We start from the raw sequence: 14,166 nt of genomic DNA on the forward strand, positions 1-14,166 counted from the left end.
CGTGCTGTGAGCGTGACGGCTACCAAGTCTCTGACGACCGGACGGGGGCGCTTACGCTCCCGTTTGCGTTTCGGCGCGCTCGCGCTCGGCATTGTCCTAATCGCCGGCTGCGCCGATCATTTCGGGCCGGGCCTGGTCCAGCTCGCAGCCGGGCGCGGCTGGGAACCGCTGCCGATCCAGAACTGGGTCGTCAACGACGGCATCAATCCGAAAGCGATGGTCTTCTGCACGCCGCAGGACTGCCAACGGCCGGGCGTCGCCGCGCTCTTGAGCTTCGAAGGCAGCGAAGCCGCGGACATGGCGCGGACGCTTGCGCTCAACCCGGCGCGGCTGGCACGCGAGTTCTCCAAGCGCCCGAAGGCGAAGCAGGCCGAGAAGCCGAAGAGCACAACCACTGTCTCGCGCTTCAAGCAGGACGGCACCGACGGCATCCTCGTCGAGATCCGCGCCAAGGACGGCGGCCGTCTGGCTGCGACCGCGATCCTCTACGCGCGCAAGGACACCACGCTATCCATGGCGATCGCCGTGACCGATGATTCGCAGGCCGCACAGGACTTCGCCCGCGCTACCTGGGCAAGCCGCTGACATCATCGGTAGACCGGCAGGCAGGAGGCCTCGATGGGCGACAAGCCGCAACTCGACCCGCAACTCGTCCAGGATTTCGTCAGGGCCGCGCATGGCAATCTCGACAGGGTCACGGCGCTCGTCGCCGAGCATCCGACCGTGGTGAACGCAGTCTGGGACTGGGGCGGCGGCGATTGGGAGAGCGGGCTCGGCGCAGCCGCCCATACCGGGCGACGCGAGATCGCCGAGTTCCTGCTGGCGCGGGGCGCGCGGATGGACGTCTTCGCAGCGGCGATGCTCGGCCATCTCGACCTCGTTCGCGCCCATCTCGCCGCGATGCCGACCGCCCTGGATGCGCCCGGCCCGCACGGCATCCCGCTGATCACGCATGCCAGGATGGGCGGTGACTTGGCGAAGCCCGTGCTCGACCATCTGCAGGGTCTGCTGGACGGCCGCGTCACTGCCGCACCCGCGCTCGACGCGACAAAGAGTTGAGCCCTCGCCGATTCACCGCTAAGGCACCCCCACAATCCCGCCCGGAGATCACGATGAAAGCCCGCGTCACCGTCACCCTCAAGACCGGCGTGCTCGACCCGCAGGGCAAGGCGATCGAGGGCGCGCTGAAATCGCTCGGTATCGATGGCGTCGGCTCGGTCCGCCAGGGCAAGGTCTTCGACATCGAGCTCGACGGCGCCGACAAGGCCGCAGCCGAGGCCGCCCTCAAAGCCGCCTGCGAGAAGCTCCTCGCCAACACCGTCATCGAGAACTACCGCGTCGAGCTGGTCGGCTGACCGTCCGCTTCCATCGAGAAACCCGTCGACCATGCTCAAGATCGGCCTCGCTGCCCTGCTCGCGCTCACCCTGGGCGCCTGCCAGACGACTGCCACCAAGCCGCGGCGCCTGGCCGAAGGAGAGTTCGACACACCGATCAAGGCTGGCGAAACCCGGCTCCGCCTCCAGAACTTCGATCGCGAGAAATGGCAGAGCCGCGGCCTCGACACACTGAGCGCGGCACGCACCGCCTTCGTGTGCCGGCCATTGGCCTGCCCGGCCCCCTCATGGGTGGTATACGCTCGCCTCAACAGCCCGACACGCAAACCCGACCCGCAGGCGCTCCTCGATCTGGCGCAGCGCGTTGCCGACAAGGCGGCACAGGAGGGCGCAACCATCACGGCTCAGCCGCGCACCGGAACCACCAAGGGCTTCCCTTCCTTCAGCTTCGCCTACACCAAACAGCGTGACGGCAAGACGGAGTTCGGCAGCTCGACCTCGGTATTTGCCGGCTCGCTTGCCTTCAACATCCTGTCGGTCTCGCAGAACGAGGCGGCCACCGGCCGCCATCTCGACGAGTTCCTCAGAGCGGTCGAGATCGTCGATGGCGGTCCGCGCCGTAACGCCAGCCGTCGATAGGAAAGGGCCATCCCATGCGCGCCGCCGTCATCACCTTCCCCGGCTCGAATCGCGACGGCGACGTCGCCAAGGCCCTGCGCCAGGCGGGCGCCACGGTCGACCATGTCTGGCATAGCGACCATGAGCTGCCGGCCGGGACCGACCTCGTCGTCCTGCCCGGCGGCTTCTCCTATGGCGATTATCTGCGCTGCGGCGCCATCGCCGGGCGCGCCCACATCATGGACGCGACGCGGGCCCATGCGGCGCGCGGCGGCCTCGTGCTCGGCATCTGCAACGGCTTCCAGATCGCCTGTGAGGCCGGTCTGCTGCCGGGCGTGCTGGCCCGCAACGCCGATCTGAAATTCGTCTGCAAGCGCCAGCACCTCAAGGTCGAGCGCAACGACACCGCCTTCACCTCGGCCTATGCCAAGGGCCAGACGATCGATGTCTGCATCGCCCATGGCGAGGGCAACTATATCTGCGATCCCGAGACGCTGGCCCGGCTCGAAGGCGAGGGGCTCGTCGCCTTCCGTTACTCCGATGCTGAAGGCAACGTCACGACGACCGCCAATCCGAACGGCTCCCTCAACGGCATCGCCGGCATCTATTCGCCCGGCCGCAATGTGCTCGGCCTGATGCCGCATCCGGAGAACCTGATCGACGGCCTCGTCGGCGGCACCGACGGTCGCGGCATGTTCGAAAGCCTGGTCGGCGGCAAGAAGGCGGCGTGACAAAGAGCGTCATTCTCGGGCGGAGCGAAGCGCAGACCCGAGAATCTCATCCCGGAAAAGGCGCCCTCTTCTCCTGAGATGGTCGGGCCTGACCCGACCATGACGCGCTCATGCGCGTCACTTCACCAGCGCCGCCGCCTTCGCCAGCATGCGTGACGCCGCCTGCCCGTCGAGCGGGCCGACATGCTTGTCGAGAATGCGCCCGTCCGGCCCGATCAGGAAGGTCTCGGGTACGCCGTAGACGCCCCAGTCGATCGCGGCGCGGCCGGCACGATCGGCACCGACAGCAGAATAGGGATTGCCGAGCGCGCCGAGGAAGCGGCGGGCGTTCTCGGCCTCGTCCTTGTAGTTGAAGCCGACAAGCTGGACCTTGCCCTGCTTCACCGCGGCCGAATCAGCCATGGCGACGAGGAAGGGATGCTCGACCCGGCAGGGCGCGCACCAGCTGGCGAAGACGTTGACGATCGTCGCCTTGCCTTTCGCCAGATCGGCCATGCCGAAGCTGGGAACCGGCTGGCCGTCGCGCTGCAAGCCTTCGAGCGGCGCCAATGTGACCGCCGGAGCCATCTTGCCGATCAGGGCCGAGGGCACCTTGCTGGCATCCCCCGAGAACAGCCCCTTGGCGAACACCGCCGCCAAAGCCGCGAACATCAGCAGCGGCATCGCATAAAGCCAAGGCGAACGTCGCGGCGGTGAAACGGACGCTTCGCTCATGACGACGCTCCGCCACGACGGCCGGCGCCGCGCTCTTCCAGCGCCGCGAGTGCGCGCCTCTGCGCGCGCCGATCGAGCAGGATCGCTGCCGCGAGACCGCCGAGGATCACAGCCGCCGCCAGATAGGCGGCAAGGATGAAGCCGGCATGGGGTCCGAGCAGATCCATCATTGCGCCGCCTGGAGCGAGAGCCGGTCGAGCCGCTCGGCCTCGAAGATCGTCAGCGTCCGGACCCGCCGGCGCAGAATCTCGGCCTGCATCGCGGCGCAATGCAGCGCCAGCGCCAGCAGCGTGAAGCCGACAGCGGTGATCACCAGCGGCCAGAGCATCGAGGAATGGATGGTCGGCCCGCCCAGCCGCAGCACCGAGGCCGGCTGGTGCAGGGTGCTCCACCAGTCGACCGAGAACTTGATGATCGGGATGTTGACGCAGCCGACCAGCGTCAGGATCGCGACGGCCCGGCCGGCCCGCGAGGGCTCGTCGATGGCGCGGCGCAGTGCGATCAGGCCGAGATAGAGCAGGAACAGCACCAGCATCGAGGTCAGGCGCGCATCCCAGACCCAGTAGGTACCCCACATCGGCTTGCCCCAGAACGAGCCGGTGAGCAGGCAGATCAGCGCGAAGCAGGCGCCGATCGGCGCCGCCGCCTGCTGGGCGACATCGGCGAGCGGATGGCGCCAGACCAGGACGCCAAGCGCCGACAGCGTCATCATCGAATAGAACATCAGCGCCAGCCAGGCGGCCGGCACATGGATGTACATGATCCGAATCGTCTCACCCTGCTGGTAGTCGGACGGGGCGACGAACCAGACGAGATAGAAGCCGATCGCGAGCAGCAGCGCCGCAGCCCCCGCGAGCCAGGGCAACAAGACGCTCGACAGGCGCATGAAGCGCGCCGGGTTGGCCAGTTCGGTAAGGCTCGCCATGAAGTGGTGGCCGACTCTGCTCTTCTTTCGACCAGAGAGCATGTAGCAATCGCCGGCCCGGCTCACAATCGATGAGCCGTCCCTGCGACGATGAGGCCGCCCGCCGCGCTAGTCTTTCTCGGGAGCGCTCTCTGCCTCACGCTCGTCGCCATCGAGAACGCCAAAACTACCGGAACGCGCGCCTTCGGCGGCGACGGCAAACCCCTCAGCCTGCAGGCCTCGGCGCAGCAGCTCGCGCACCGCAGCCGCACGGCTCGGCATGCGCTTGTCGAAGCGCCAGTTCTCGACGGCGCGGAGTTCATCCGCGCTCAGCATGATCTGCAGCCGTTCGCCGCGTTCCAGATCCGACATGGCGCGCTCCCCATCGCGCTAAAAATGAGTAAGTGATGATATAGACGCAAGCGACTCATTCGCAAGGGGAGGCGTAACCCGCGGTACCTTAGCGTCATGCCACGTAAACGCTTTCGGCGTAAGTTGCTAACTATTTGATGTTATTCAACTTTTTATTTGATTCCCACACAGCTTTCGGCTAACCCTCAGCGCAGGAGGGATTGTCATGCTCATCACGCTTTCCGATCCCATGCGGCGCGCCATCGAAACGACGCTGCGTTCGAAGGCCGGTGAATCGCGGATCGTCAACGTCTTCGGCGTGGCCGAAGAGGTGCAGCTCCGCTTCATCGACGACAATGTCGCGCTCGAGGATATCGCTGCCGTCGTCGCGCATCTCGCAGCACAATCTGGCTGCGCGCTGGAACTCGACCGGGGTAACTTCTCTTAGGTCGGAGTTGTCAGTCCGGCTGGCGCAGCGCCGCCGCCGCGGCGATGCAACCCACTGCCGCGGCCATCAGTGACAGCGCCGCCAGTATCAGCAATGGGCTCTGCAGTGGCATCGGCCCGCGTGCCGCGTCGGAAGCCGAAACACCGAAGATCAGCACGGGCACGCAGAGCGGCGCGACCAGGATCGGCAGGATCAACCCGCCGCGGCGCAAACTGGCCGTCAACGCCGCGGCCGCCGCACCGATGAAGCTCAGCGCCGGCGTGCCGAGCGCGAGGCTCGCCGTCAGCGGCAGCACGCTCTCCGCCGGCAGCGCGACGAGCAGGCCAAGCAGCGGCGCGGCCAAGGTCAGCGGCAGCCCTGTCGTCAGCCAATGCGCCAGCGCCTTGGCGAACACGGCGAGTTCCAGCGGTAGCGGCGCGCTGCGGATCAAATCGAGCGAACCGTCCTCCTCATCGGCCTGGAACAGCCGGTCGAGCCCGATCAGCGTCGCCAGCAGCGCCCCCAGCCAGAGGATGGCCGGCCCGATCCGTGACAACAGGTTGAGGTCGGGCCCGAGCGCGAACGGGATCAGCACGACCACGGTGAGGAAGAAGACGAGCGCGAGCTCGCCGCCACCGCCAGCCCGGACAGCCAAGGCGAGATCGCGCCGGAGGATGGCGAGGAAGGCGCCGGTCACGGGCCGATCCTGAGTTCGCGCGCGCCCTCGAGGCCGAGCGGGCCGTGGGTCGCCGCCAGGATCGCGCCGCCCGCCGCCAGATGCGCTTGCATAAGCTGTGACAGCATCGCCTGCGAACTGGTGTCGAGCGCTGCCATCGGCTCGTCCAGCAGCCAGATCGGCCGCGCCGCCACCAGGAGGCGCGCCAATGCCACGCGCCGGCGCTGCCCGGCCGAAAGATAGCCGACCGGCAGAGGCCCGGCATGCGGCAGGCCGACCGTCGCGAGCGCCTCGGTCGGGGTGAGTCCGGGCTGCCCCAGCAAATCCTGCGCGAAACGCAGGTTCTCCGCCGCCGTCAACGCGGTCTTGAGGCCGTCGCGGTGGCCGACGAGATGGGCGGCCTCCGCCAACGGGGTATCGTCGAGACCGTCGAGCTTGATCGCGCCAGCCTCGGGGCGCAGCCGCCCGCTCAACATGGCGATCAGGCTCGACTTACCGGCGCCATTGCGGCCGGTGAGCGCGATCGCCGTGCCATTTTCCAGGAGGAATCCGACACCATCGAAGATCGCGCGCCCGCCGCGGCGGCAAGCGAGCCCCTCGGCCATCAGGGCGAATCTCTGGAATGGAATCTGCGTCACGCCGAGCCTGTCTTCCGAAGCGTCATTAGCTCTTCATCCGACGCATATCGAGCCTGTAGCGAGCTTCTTGGAATTGATCTATAGAACCCGTGGCTACGCCGCACGCCGATCCGGCGCGGGGCTCGGGCACTCCCGGGGCGGCGTGCGCGTCATGCGCAACAGGCCTTCGACCGGATTCATCCGCAAGGAGGGATTCGGCTCGTGACCGCAACCCCTTGATCAGGATGTAAGCCAAAATGGCCTCGCTCGATTCATTCAAGTGCCGCAAGACGCTGACCGTCGGCACGAAGAAATACGTCTATTACTCTCTCAAGGCTGCCGAGAAAAACGGCCTCGCCGGCATTTCGAAGCTGCCCTTCTCGATGAAGGTGCTGCTCGAGAACCTGCTGCGCTTCGAGGATGGCCGCTCGGTCACCAAGGCCGATATCGAGGCTTTCGTCGGCTGGCTCGACGACAAGGGCAAGGCCGGCAAGGAGATCGGCTTCCGCCCAGCCCGCGTGCTGATGCAGGACTTTACCGGCGTGCCGGCGGTAGTCGACCTCGCCGCGATGCGTGACGGCGTCGTTGCGCTCGGCGGCGACCCCAAGAAGATCAACCCGCTGGTGCCGGTCGACCTCGTCATCGACCACTCCGTCATCGTCGACGAGTTCGGCTCGCCCAAGGCCTTCAAGCAGAACGTCGATCTCGAATACCAGCGCAATGGCGAGCGCTACCGCTTCCTGAAATGGGGCCAGGGCGCCTTCGACAATTTCCGCGTGGTGCCGCCCGGCACCGGCATCTGCCACCAGGTCAACCTGGAATACCTCGCCCAGACCGTCTGGACGGCGAAGGAGAAGGTGAAGAAGGGCAAGAAGACCGAAACGGTCGAGGTCGCCTATCCCGACACCGTGGTCGGCACCGATTCGCACACCACCATGGTCAATGGCCTCGCCGTCCTCGGCTGGGGCGTCGGTGGCATCGAGGCTGAGGCCGCCATGCTCGGCCAGCCGCAGTCGATGCTGCTGCCCGAGGTGATCGGCTTCAAGCTCACCGGCAAGCTCAAGGAAGGCATCACCGCGACCGACCTCGTGCTGACGGTCACGCAGATGCTGCGCAAGAAGGGCGTCGTCGGCAAGTTCGTCGAGTTCTTCGGCCCCGGCCTCTACAACCTGACGCTGGCCGACCGCGCGACGATCGCCAATATGGGCCCGGAATACGGCGCCACCTGCGGCTTCTTCCCGGTCGATGCCGAGACGCTGAACTATCTGGAGACCACCAGCCGCAAGGCTGCCCGCGTCGCCCTGGTCGAGAAGTATGCGAAGGCCCAGGGGTTGTTCGCGACCCGCTCGACGCCCGATCCGGTCTTCACCGACACGCTCGAGCTCGACCTGAATACCGTCCAGGCCTCGATGGCCGGCCCGAAGCGTCCCGAAGGCCGCGCCGATCTCGGCGCGATCAAGAGCGGCTTCGCCGCCGCGATGGATACCGACTACAAGAAGGGCGGCGAGCTTTCCCGCCGCGTCAAGGTCGAGGGTGAGAAGTTCGATCTCGGCCATGGCGACGTCGTCATCGCCGCCATCACCTCCTGCACCAACACCTCGAACCCCTCGGTGCTGATGGCCGCCGGCCTGCTCGCCCGCAATGCCGTGGCCAAGGGCCTCAAGGTCAAGCCCTGGGTCAAGACCTCGCTGGCGCCGGGCTCGCAGGTCGTGGCCGAGTATCTCGCCAAGGCCGGCCTGCAGAAGGACCTCGACAAGCTCGGCTTCAACCTGGTCGGCTTCGGCTGCACCACCTGCATCGGCAATTCCGGCCCGCTGCCGGGCCCGATCTCGAAGGCGATCAACGATCAGGGCCTGATCGCCGGCGCCGTCATCTCGGGCAACCGTAACTTCGAGGGCCGTGTCTCGCCGGACGTGCAGGCGAACTACCTGGCCTCGCCGCCGCTGGTCGTCGCCTATGCGCTGGCAGGTTCGGTGCAGATCGACCTGACCACCGAGCCGCTCGGCATGGGCAAGGACGGCAAGCCGGTCTACCTCAAGGACATCTGGCCCTCCAACAAGGAGATCCAGGCCTTCATCGCCAAGAACGTCACCAAGGCGATCTTCAAGGCGAAATATGCGGATGTCTTCAAGGGCGACGCCAACTGGCAGAAGGTCAAGGCGCCGACCGGCCAGACCTATGCCTGGGACGACAAGTCGACCTATGTGCAGAACCCGCCCTATTTCCGCGGCATGGGCAAGCAGCCGGTTCCGGTCACCGACGTCGTCGGCGCCCGCATCCTCGGCCTGTTCGGCGACAAGATCACCACCGACCACATCTCGCCGGCCGGTTCGATCAAGGCGGCTTCGCCGGCCGGCGCCTATCTCACCGAGCATGGCGTCGCCGTCGCCGACTTCAACCAGTACGGCACGCGCCGCGGCAATCATGAGGTGATGATGCGCGGCACCTTCGCCAATATCCGCATCCGCAACCACATGATGGGTCCGAACGGGCGCGAAGGCGGCTACACCATCCACTATCCCAGCAAGGAAGAGCTGCCGATCTACGATGCGGCGATGCGCTACCAGGCCGAGAAGGTGCCGCTGGTGATCTTCGCCGGTGTCGAATACGGCAACGGCTCCTCGCGTGACTGGGCCGCCAAGGGCACCAACCTGCTCGGCGTCAAGGCCGTGATCGCCCAGAGCTTCGAGCGCATCCACCGCTCGAACCTGGTCGGCATGGGCGTGGTGCCGTTCACCCTGCAGGACGGCACCAGCTGGGCCTCGCTCGGCCTCAAGGGCGACGAGAGCGTGACGATCAAGGGCCTCGCCACCGTCAAGCCGCGCCAGATGCTCGAAGCCGAGATCACCTATGCCGACGGCAAGGTGAAGAAGGTTCCGATCCTCTGCCGCATCGATACGCTGGACGAGCTCGACTACTTCAAGAACGCCGGCATCCTGCATTACGTGCTGCGCGGCATCGCCGCTTAAGGCTCGGCGACGATAATACTGGACGCCCGGCCAAAAGCCGGGCGTCTCTCTTTGGTCGTGACGGTTGTCCTATCCTGCACGCAGGTGTAAGGGGGCGGTCACAGCCATCCTCGGCGGGGGGCTTGGGGCAGGCGCGGGGCGAACGCGCCCGGACGCCATCCGCCATCATCATCCAAGACGGGAGCACCCGCATGTCCGCCACGTTCGAGACGGTCGCCGGCATCATTTCGGAAACTTGCGACATTCCTCGCGAGAAGATCACGCCCCAAAGCCACGCGATCGAAGATCTCGGCATCGACTCCCTCGCCTTCCTCGACATCGCTTTCGCGATCGACAAGGCCTTCGGCATCAAGCTGCCGCTGGAGCAGTGGACCCAGGAGGTCAACGAGGGCAAAGCGCCGGCCGAGCAGTATTTCGTGCTCGAGAACCTGTGCAAGCGCATCGACGACCTCGTCGCCGCCAAGGCCGCCTGAGCGCATCCCGGCCCGCCAGGGCCATCGCTGGACGTTAAGACGCCGCAAGCGGGGCCCGACCCCGATCGCGGCGAGACGGGTTGAAACCGCATGCGCCTCGAATATTTCGACATGATCGACAAGGTCGAGAGTTTCGATCCGGCGGCCAAGCGGATCCTGACCCGCTCGACCGTTCCGGCGACAAGCCCGGTCTTCGAGGGCCATTTCCCCGGCCACCCGCTCGTTCCCGGCGTCCTGCTCACCGAAACCATGGCGCAGGCCTCCGGCTATCTTCTGCTCGGGCTCAACGGCCTGACGCAGATGCCTTTCCTGATGATGGTCGACAAGGCGCGCTTCCGCACTTTCGTCGAACCGAACGCAGTGCTCGACGTCAGCGCCGAACTCGTCCACGAGGGCTCCGGCTACGCAGCCACGAAGGCGAAGATCGCCATTGCCGGCAAGCCGATCTGCGATGCCGAACTGCGCTTCCGCCTGATGCCCTTCCCCGCCGATATGCGCACGCTGATGCAAAGCCGCATCACCGCCATCGGCCTCTCCCCGGAGGCAGCCTGACATGGCCCGCGACGTCGTCATCACCGGCATCGGCCTTGCCTCCAGCCTCGGCGAGGGCATCGAGGCGCATGCGCAGGCGCTCGCCTCCAATGCCGCTCCCGTCGTCGACACCCAGAGCTTCGCGCCCTACCCGCTGCATCCGCTGAAGCCGCTCGAGCTCGACAAGCAGATCCCGAAGAAGTCCGACCAGCGCCAGATGGAGCCCTGGCAGCGCCTCGGCGTCTATGCTGCGGGCCTCGCCCTCGACGATGCCGGGTTGAAGGACGACACCGAGGCCAAGAGCCAGCTCCAGGTCATCGTCGCCGCCGGCGGCGGCGAGCGCGACCATGCCGTCGACGCCGCCGTGCTGGCCGGCCTGCGCAACGCCAACCAGCCCGGCGCCTTCCTCAACGAACGGCTGATGGGTGATCTCAGGCCAACCTTGTTCCTGGCCCAGCTTTCCAACCTGCTCGCCGGCAATATCGGCATCGTCCACGGCATCACCGGCGCCTCGCGCACGCTGATGGGCGAGGAGCAGGCCGGCGTCGACGCGATCCGCACCGCTCAGGCCCGGATCGCGGCCGGCCAGGCCGACATTATCCTCGTCGGCGGCGCCTACAATGCCGAGCGCCGCGACATGCTGCTGCTGTTCGAGCTCGGCGGCTTCCTGCGCTCCACCGATTTCGCACCGGTCTTCGCTCGCAGCGAGGCGCCCGGCATGATCACCGGCAGCGCCGGCGCCTTCCTCGTGCTGGAATCAGCCGAGCGCGCCGCGGCGCGCGGCGCCAGGGCGCATGCGCGCCTCAGCCATGCCGGCGCTCATCGCAGCCGCCGCCAGCCCGGCTCGGTCGCCAAGGCACTAGACGAACTGCTCTCCGGCTTCGGCCCGATCGGCGCCAACGTGCTGGCGATCTCAGCTGCGACCGGCTGCGCCGAAATCACCGACGAAGAAGCCGCTGCCATCGCCAAGGCCGCCCCGAAGGCGCGCCGCATCGCCACCGGCGACCTCGTCGGCCATTCCATCGAAGCCGCCTTCCCGGTCTCGGTCGCGCTCGCCGCGTCCGCGCTCTCGACCGGCGCGGCGAATGAGGCGATCGTCACCGGCGCCGCGCATTGGCGCGGCGAAGGCGCCGCCCGTCTGGTCAAGGCTTAAGGAGAGGCGTCATGGGTGCAAACCATCGCGACAGCCAGGGCCGGCCGATCGTCGCCGTCACCGGCCTCGGCATCGTCACCTCGCTCGGCCAGGGCAAGGACGCCAATTGGGAGGCCCTGACCGCGGGCCGCTCCGGCATCCACCGGATCGAGCGCTTCCCGACGGAAGGCCTGCGCACCACCATCGCCGCGACCGTCGACTTCCTGTTCGATGGCTCCTTTGCCGCCCCCGAGCTCTCCGAGAAGCTCGCCACCCTCGCCGCCGAGGAAGCGGTGGTGCAGAGCGGCCTCGGCGCCGCCGGTGATTTCCCCGGCGAACTCTTCATGGCGGTGCCGCCGGTCGAGATGGAATGGCCGCAGAAGCAGGAACTGGCGCAGGCCGTCGAGGGCGATCCCGATTACGACGCGCTGCTGCGCGTCGCCGCCCGCCACAAGCACCAGGCGATGCACGAGCTCTTCCTGTTCGGCGGCGTCGCCGAGCACATCGCCGAGAAATTCGGCACCAAGGGTTCGCCGATCTCGCTCTCGACCGCCTGCTCCTCGGGCGCGACCGCGATCCAGATGGGCGTCGAGGCGATCCGTCGAGGCGAGACCGAGGCCGCGCTCTGCATCGGCACCGACGGCTCGGTCCATGCCGAGGCGCTGATCCGCTTCTCGCTGCTCTCGGCCCTCTCGACCCAGAACGATCCGCCGGAGGCCTCCGCCAAGCCGTTTTCCAAGAACCGTGACGGCTTCGTCATGGGCGAGGGCGCCGGCGCGCTGGTGCTGGAGGATTACGACCACGCCCTGGCGCGCGGCGCCACCATCCTCGGCATCGTCGCCGGCTGCGGCGAGCGCGGTGACGGCTTCCACCGCACCCGCTCGAGCCCGGACGGCAAACCGGCGATCCTCGCCATGCAGGATGCCCTGGCCGACGCCGGACTCACCCCTGATGATGTCGACTACATCAACGCGCACGGCACCTCGACGCCGGAGAACGACAAGATGGAGGCGATGAGCTGCTCCGCCGTCTTCGGCGAGCGCATGGCGAATCTCCCGATCTCCTCGAACAAGTCGATGCTCGGCCATACGCTGACCGCGGCCGGTGCGGTCGAGGCGGTGATCTCGCTCATGACCATCGCCAATGGCCGGATACCGCCGACGATCAACTACAGCACGCCCGATCCGGCGATCGCGCTCGACGTCATTCCGAACGAGGCCCGCGACGCCAAGGTCCGGACCGTTCTGTCGAACTCCTTCGGCTTCGGCGGCCAGAACACCTGCCTCGTCCTGACGGCGGGACCGGACGCAGCATGACCAGGGTTCTCGTCACCGGCGGCGCCAAGGGCGTCGGCGCCGCGATCGTGCGGGCGCTCGTGGCCGATGGCCACGATGTCGACTTCACCTATCGCTCCTCGGGTGAGCAGGCGCAGGCGCTCGCTGCCGAGATCGCGGAGGCCGCGCCCGGCCGCAGCGTGCGCGCCTTGTCGCTCGATCTCTCCGACAAGGCCGCGCTCGACGCCTTCTGCGAGCAGTGCGAGGGCGAGGCCTGGTTCGGCCTCGTCCACAATGCCGGCCAGCCTTATGACACGCTCGCCGCCATGCTGGTTCAGGACAAGGCCGAGGCGGCGATGCAGGTCAATTTCTGGGCCTTCACACGCCTCGCCAAGAGCCTGATGCGCGGCATGATCCGCGCCAAGGCCGGCCGCATCGTCGCGATCGGCTCTGTCGCGGCGCTGCGCGGCAACCCCGGCAATGCCGCCTATGCCGCGTCCAAGGGGGCGCTGATCTCCTATGCCAAGACGCTCGCGGTCGAGACCGGTAAGCGCGGCGTCACCGTCAACGTGATCGCGCCGGGCTTCGTCGATACCGACATGATGGCGCCCTACGCCGCCTATCGCGACAAGATGGAAAGCCAGATCCCGGCCGGCCGCTTCGCCAGACCGGAGGAGGTCGCGGGCCTCGCCGCCTTCCTGATGAGCCCGCCGGCCGCCTACATCACCGGCACGGTCCTCCCGATCGATGGTGGCCTGACCGCCCATCTCGGCGTGCATCGCTAAGGGCGCGCTCCAACGCTTCACGTGAAACATGGTAAACGCACGGCGCTTGGCGCTGCGCTGCGAACCGCCTATGTTCACTGTGAACCGGAGTGAACCAGCATGACGGCAGCCTTCACCATCCGCCTCGACGACGAGACGCTCGCCAAGCTTGATGCGCTGGCGGCGGACACCGACCGCTCGCGCAACTGGCTCGCCGCCAAGGCGATCGAGAACTATGTCGAGCTCAACGCTTGGCAGATCGAGCAGATCAAGGCCGGTCTGGCGGAAGCCGATCGCGGTGAATTCGTCAGCGAGGCCGACCTCGACGCTATCGAGGCTGAAATCCGGGCGAAGATCGACCGACCATGAAGATCGTCTGGACGCCGCGCGCTCAGCGCAACCTACGCGATGCGGCGCGATACCTGACGCAATTCAATCCGCATGCCGCGCTCGCGATGGTGCAGACCATTCGTGCGGCGCCGCAGCAGCTCTTGCACCATCCTGCGAGTGGCCGGCCGGGACGTATCGACGGTACGCGTGAACTCGTGATCACCGGCACCGCCTATATCCTGCCGTACCGCTTGCATCGAGACGCCATCGAAATCCTCGCCGTCATTCACACCTCCCGGCAATGGCCGGGTCAGCTCTGA

20 protein-coding genes are annotated in these 14,166 nt (G+C 67.1%); 14 read left to right on the forward strand and 6 right to left on the reverse strand.

Features of this window, described 5'->3' with window-relative positions; translation table 11 throughout:
- The first annotated feature begins 12 nt into the window (after nucleotides 1-12).
- Genes GV161_RS09865 through purQ form a run of 5 tightly spaced genes read left to right on the forward strand, consistent with a single transcriptional unit; the run spans nucleotide 13 to nucleotide 2,684 of the window.
- Nucleotides 13-585: a hypothetical protein gene (locus GV161_RS09865; RefSeq protein WP_152012626.1), complete on the forward strand. Its 573-nt coding sequence runs from the start codon at nucleotides 13-15 to the stop codon at nucleotides 583-585.
- Nucleotides 586-618: 33 nt separating this feature from the next.
- Complete coding sequence (locus tag GV161_RS09870) at nucleotides 619-1,059, forward strand: ankyrin repeat domain-containing protein (RefSeq protein ID WP_152012627.1); 441 nt, start codon at nucleotides 619-621, stop codon at nucleotides 1,057-1,059.
- Nucleotides 1,060-1,112: 53 nt separating this feature from the next.
- Nucleotides 1,113-1,355, forward strand: a complete 243-nt coding sequence (gene purS / locus GV161_RS09875; protein ID WP_152012628.1) for a phosphoribosylformylglycinamidine synthase subunit PurS — start codon at nucleotides 1,113-1,115, stop codon at nucleotides 1,353-1,355.
- Between the two features lie 31 nt (nucleotides 1,356-1,386).
- A complete protein-coding gene (locus tag GV161_RS09880; RefSeq protein WP_152012629.1) occupies nucleotides 1,387-1,974 on the forward strand; it encodes a hypothetical protein in 588 nt (195 codons plus the stop codon).
- 14 nt (nucleotides 1,975-1,988) lie between these two features.
- Nucleotides 1,989-2,684 carry a phosphoribosylformylglycinamidine synthase subunit PurQ gene (gene purQ, locus GV161_RS09885; RefSeq protein WP_152012630.1) on the forward strand — a complete coding sequence of 232 codons (696 nt, stop codon included), beginning with the start codon at nucleotides 1,989-1,991 and terminating at the stop codon, nucleotides 2,682-2,684.
- A 117-nt stretch (nucleotides 2,685-2,801) separates the two neighbouring features.
- On the opposite strand, the gene GV161_RS09890 is transcribed toward purQ, so the two are convergent.
- The 4 genes from GV161_RS09890 to GV161_RS09905 all read right to left on the reverse strand — a co-directional run bounded on the left by GV161_RS09890 (nucleotide 2,802) and on the right by GV161_RS09905 (nucleotide 4,674).
- Nucleotides 2,802-3,398: a DsbE family thiol:disulfide interchange protein gene (locus tag GV161_RS09890; RefSeq protein WP_152012631.1), complete on the reverse strand. Its 597-nt coding sequence runs from the start codon at nucleotides 3,396-3,398 to the stop codon at nucleotides 2,802-2,804.
- Nucleotides 3,395-3,565: a heme exporter protein CcmD gene (gene ccmD / locus GV161_RS09895; RefSeq protein ID WP_152012632.1), complete on the reverse strand. Its 171-nt coding sequence runs from the start codon at nucleotides 3,563-3,565 to the stop codon at nucleotides 3,395-3,397. The genes GV161_RS09890 and ccmD overlap by 4 nt, the downstream gene beginning before the upstream one ends.
- Nucleotides 3,565-4,323 (reverse strand): heme ABC transporter permease, encoded by a 759-nt coding sequence (locus GV161_RS09900; protein ID WP_152012674.1) that lies wholly within the window; start codon nucleotides 4,321-4,323, stop codon nucleotides 3,565-3,567. The genes ccmD and GV161_RS09900 overlap by 1 nt, the downstream gene beginning before the upstream one ends.
- Nucleotides 4,324-4,431: 108 nt before the next feature.
- Nucleotides 4,432-4,674 (reverse strand): hypothetical protein, encoded by a 243-nt coding sequence (locus tag GV161_RS09905; protein WP_152012633.1) that lies wholly within the window; start codon nucleotides 4,672-4,674, stop codon nucleotides 4,432-4,434.
- Nucleotides 4,675-4,879: 205 nt separating this feature from the next.
- On the opposite strand from GV161_RS09905, the gene GV161_RS09910 reads away from it, so the two are divergent.
- Complete coding sequence (locus GV161_RS09910) at nucleotides 4,880-5,101, forward strand: hypothetical protein (protein WP_152012634.1); 222 nt, start codon at nucleotides 4,880-4,882, stop codon at nucleotides 5,099-5,101.
- Nucleotides 5,102-5,111: 10 nt separating this feature from the next.
- Here the strand turns inward: GV161_RS09910 and ccmB are convergent, their stop codons facing one another.
- Both ccmB and ccmA read right to left on the reverse strand, forming a co-directional pair.
- A complete protein-coding gene (gene ccmB, locus GV161_RS09915) occupies nucleotides 5,112-5,777 on the reverse strand; it encodes a heme exporter protein CcmB (protein WP_152012635.1) in 666 nt (221 codons plus the stop codon).
- A complete protein-coding gene (gene ccmA / locus GV161_RS09920) occupies nucleotides 5,774-6,361 on the reverse strand; it encodes a heme ABC exporter ATP-binding protein CcmA (protein ID WP_152012675.1) in 588 nt (195 codons plus the stop codon). The genes ccmB and ccmA overlap by 4 nt, the downstream gene beginning before the upstream one ends.
- 269 nt (nucleotides 6,362-6,630) lie before the next feature.
- On the opposite strand from ccmA, the gene acnA reads away from it, so the two are divergent.
- From acnA to GV161_RS09960, 8 genes are all read left to right on the forward strand, one after another.
- Complete coding sequence (acnA, locus tag GV161_RS09925) at nucleotides 6,631-9,342, forward strand: aconitate hydratase AcnA (protein WP_152012636.1); 2,712 nt, start codon at nucleotides 6,631-6,633, stop codon at nucleotides 9,340-9,342.
- Between the two features lie 191 nt (nucleotides 9,343-9,533).
- Nucleotides 9,534-9,815 carry an acyl carrier protein gene (locus GV161_RS09930; RefSeq protein ID WP_057191987.1) on the forward strand — a complete coding sequence of 94 codons (282 nt, stop codon included), beginning with the start codon at nucleotides 9,534-9,536 and terminating at the stop codon, nucleotides 9,813-9,815.
- Nucleotides 9,816-9,905: 90 nt separating this feature from the next.
- Complete coding sequence (locus GV161_RS09935) at nucleotides 9,906-10,367, forward strand: 3-hydroxyacyl-ACP dehydratase FabZ family protein (RefSeq protein WP_152012637.1); 462 nt, start codon at nucleotides 9,906-9,908, stop codon at nucleotides 10,365-10,367.
- 1 nt (nucleotide 10,368) lies between these two features.
- The gene (locus GV161_RS09940) at nucleotides 10,369-11,499 is read left to right on the forward strand and encodes a beta-ketoacyl-ACP synthase (protein WP_152012638.1); all 1,131 of its coding nucleotides are present in this window, start codon (nucleotides 10,369-10,371) and stop codon (nucleotides 11,497-11,499) included.
- Nucleotides 11,500-11,510: 11 nt separating this feature from the next.
- A complete protein-coding gene (locus tag GV161_RS09945; protein ID WP_152012639.1) occupies nucleotides 11,511-12,794 on the forward strand; it encodes a beta-ketoacyl-ACP synthase in 1,284 nt (427 codons plus the stop codon).
- On the forward strand, nucleotides 12,791-13,537 hold the full coding sequence (locus tag GV161_RS09950) for an SDR family oxidoreductase (protein WP_152012640.1): 747 nt from the start codon (nucleotides 12,791-12,793) through the stop codon (nucleotides 13,535-13,537). Before GV161_RS09945 ends, GV161_RS09950 begins: the two co-directional genes overlap by 4 nt.
- Before the next feature lie 99 nt (nucleotides 13,538-13,636).
- Entirely contained in the window at nucleotides 13,637-13,885 is a 249-nt protein-coding gene (locus tag GV161_RS09955) for a ribbon-helix-helix protein, CopG family (RefSeq protein WP_152012641.1), read from the forward strand.
- Nucleotides 13,882-14,166, forward strand: a complete 285-nt coding sequence (locus tag GV161_RS09960) for a type II toxin-antitoxin system RelE/ParE family toxin (RefSeq protein WP_152012642.1) — start codon at nucleotides 13,882-13,884, stop codon at nucleotides 14,164-14,166. Before GV161_RS09955 ends, GV161_RS09960 begins: the two co-directional genes overlap by 4 nt.

Source organism: Bosea sp. 29B (genome assembly GCF_902506165.1).
Classification (GTDB): domain Bacteria; phylum Pseudomonadota; class Alphaproteobacteria; order Rhizobiales; family Beijerinckiaceae; genus Allobosea.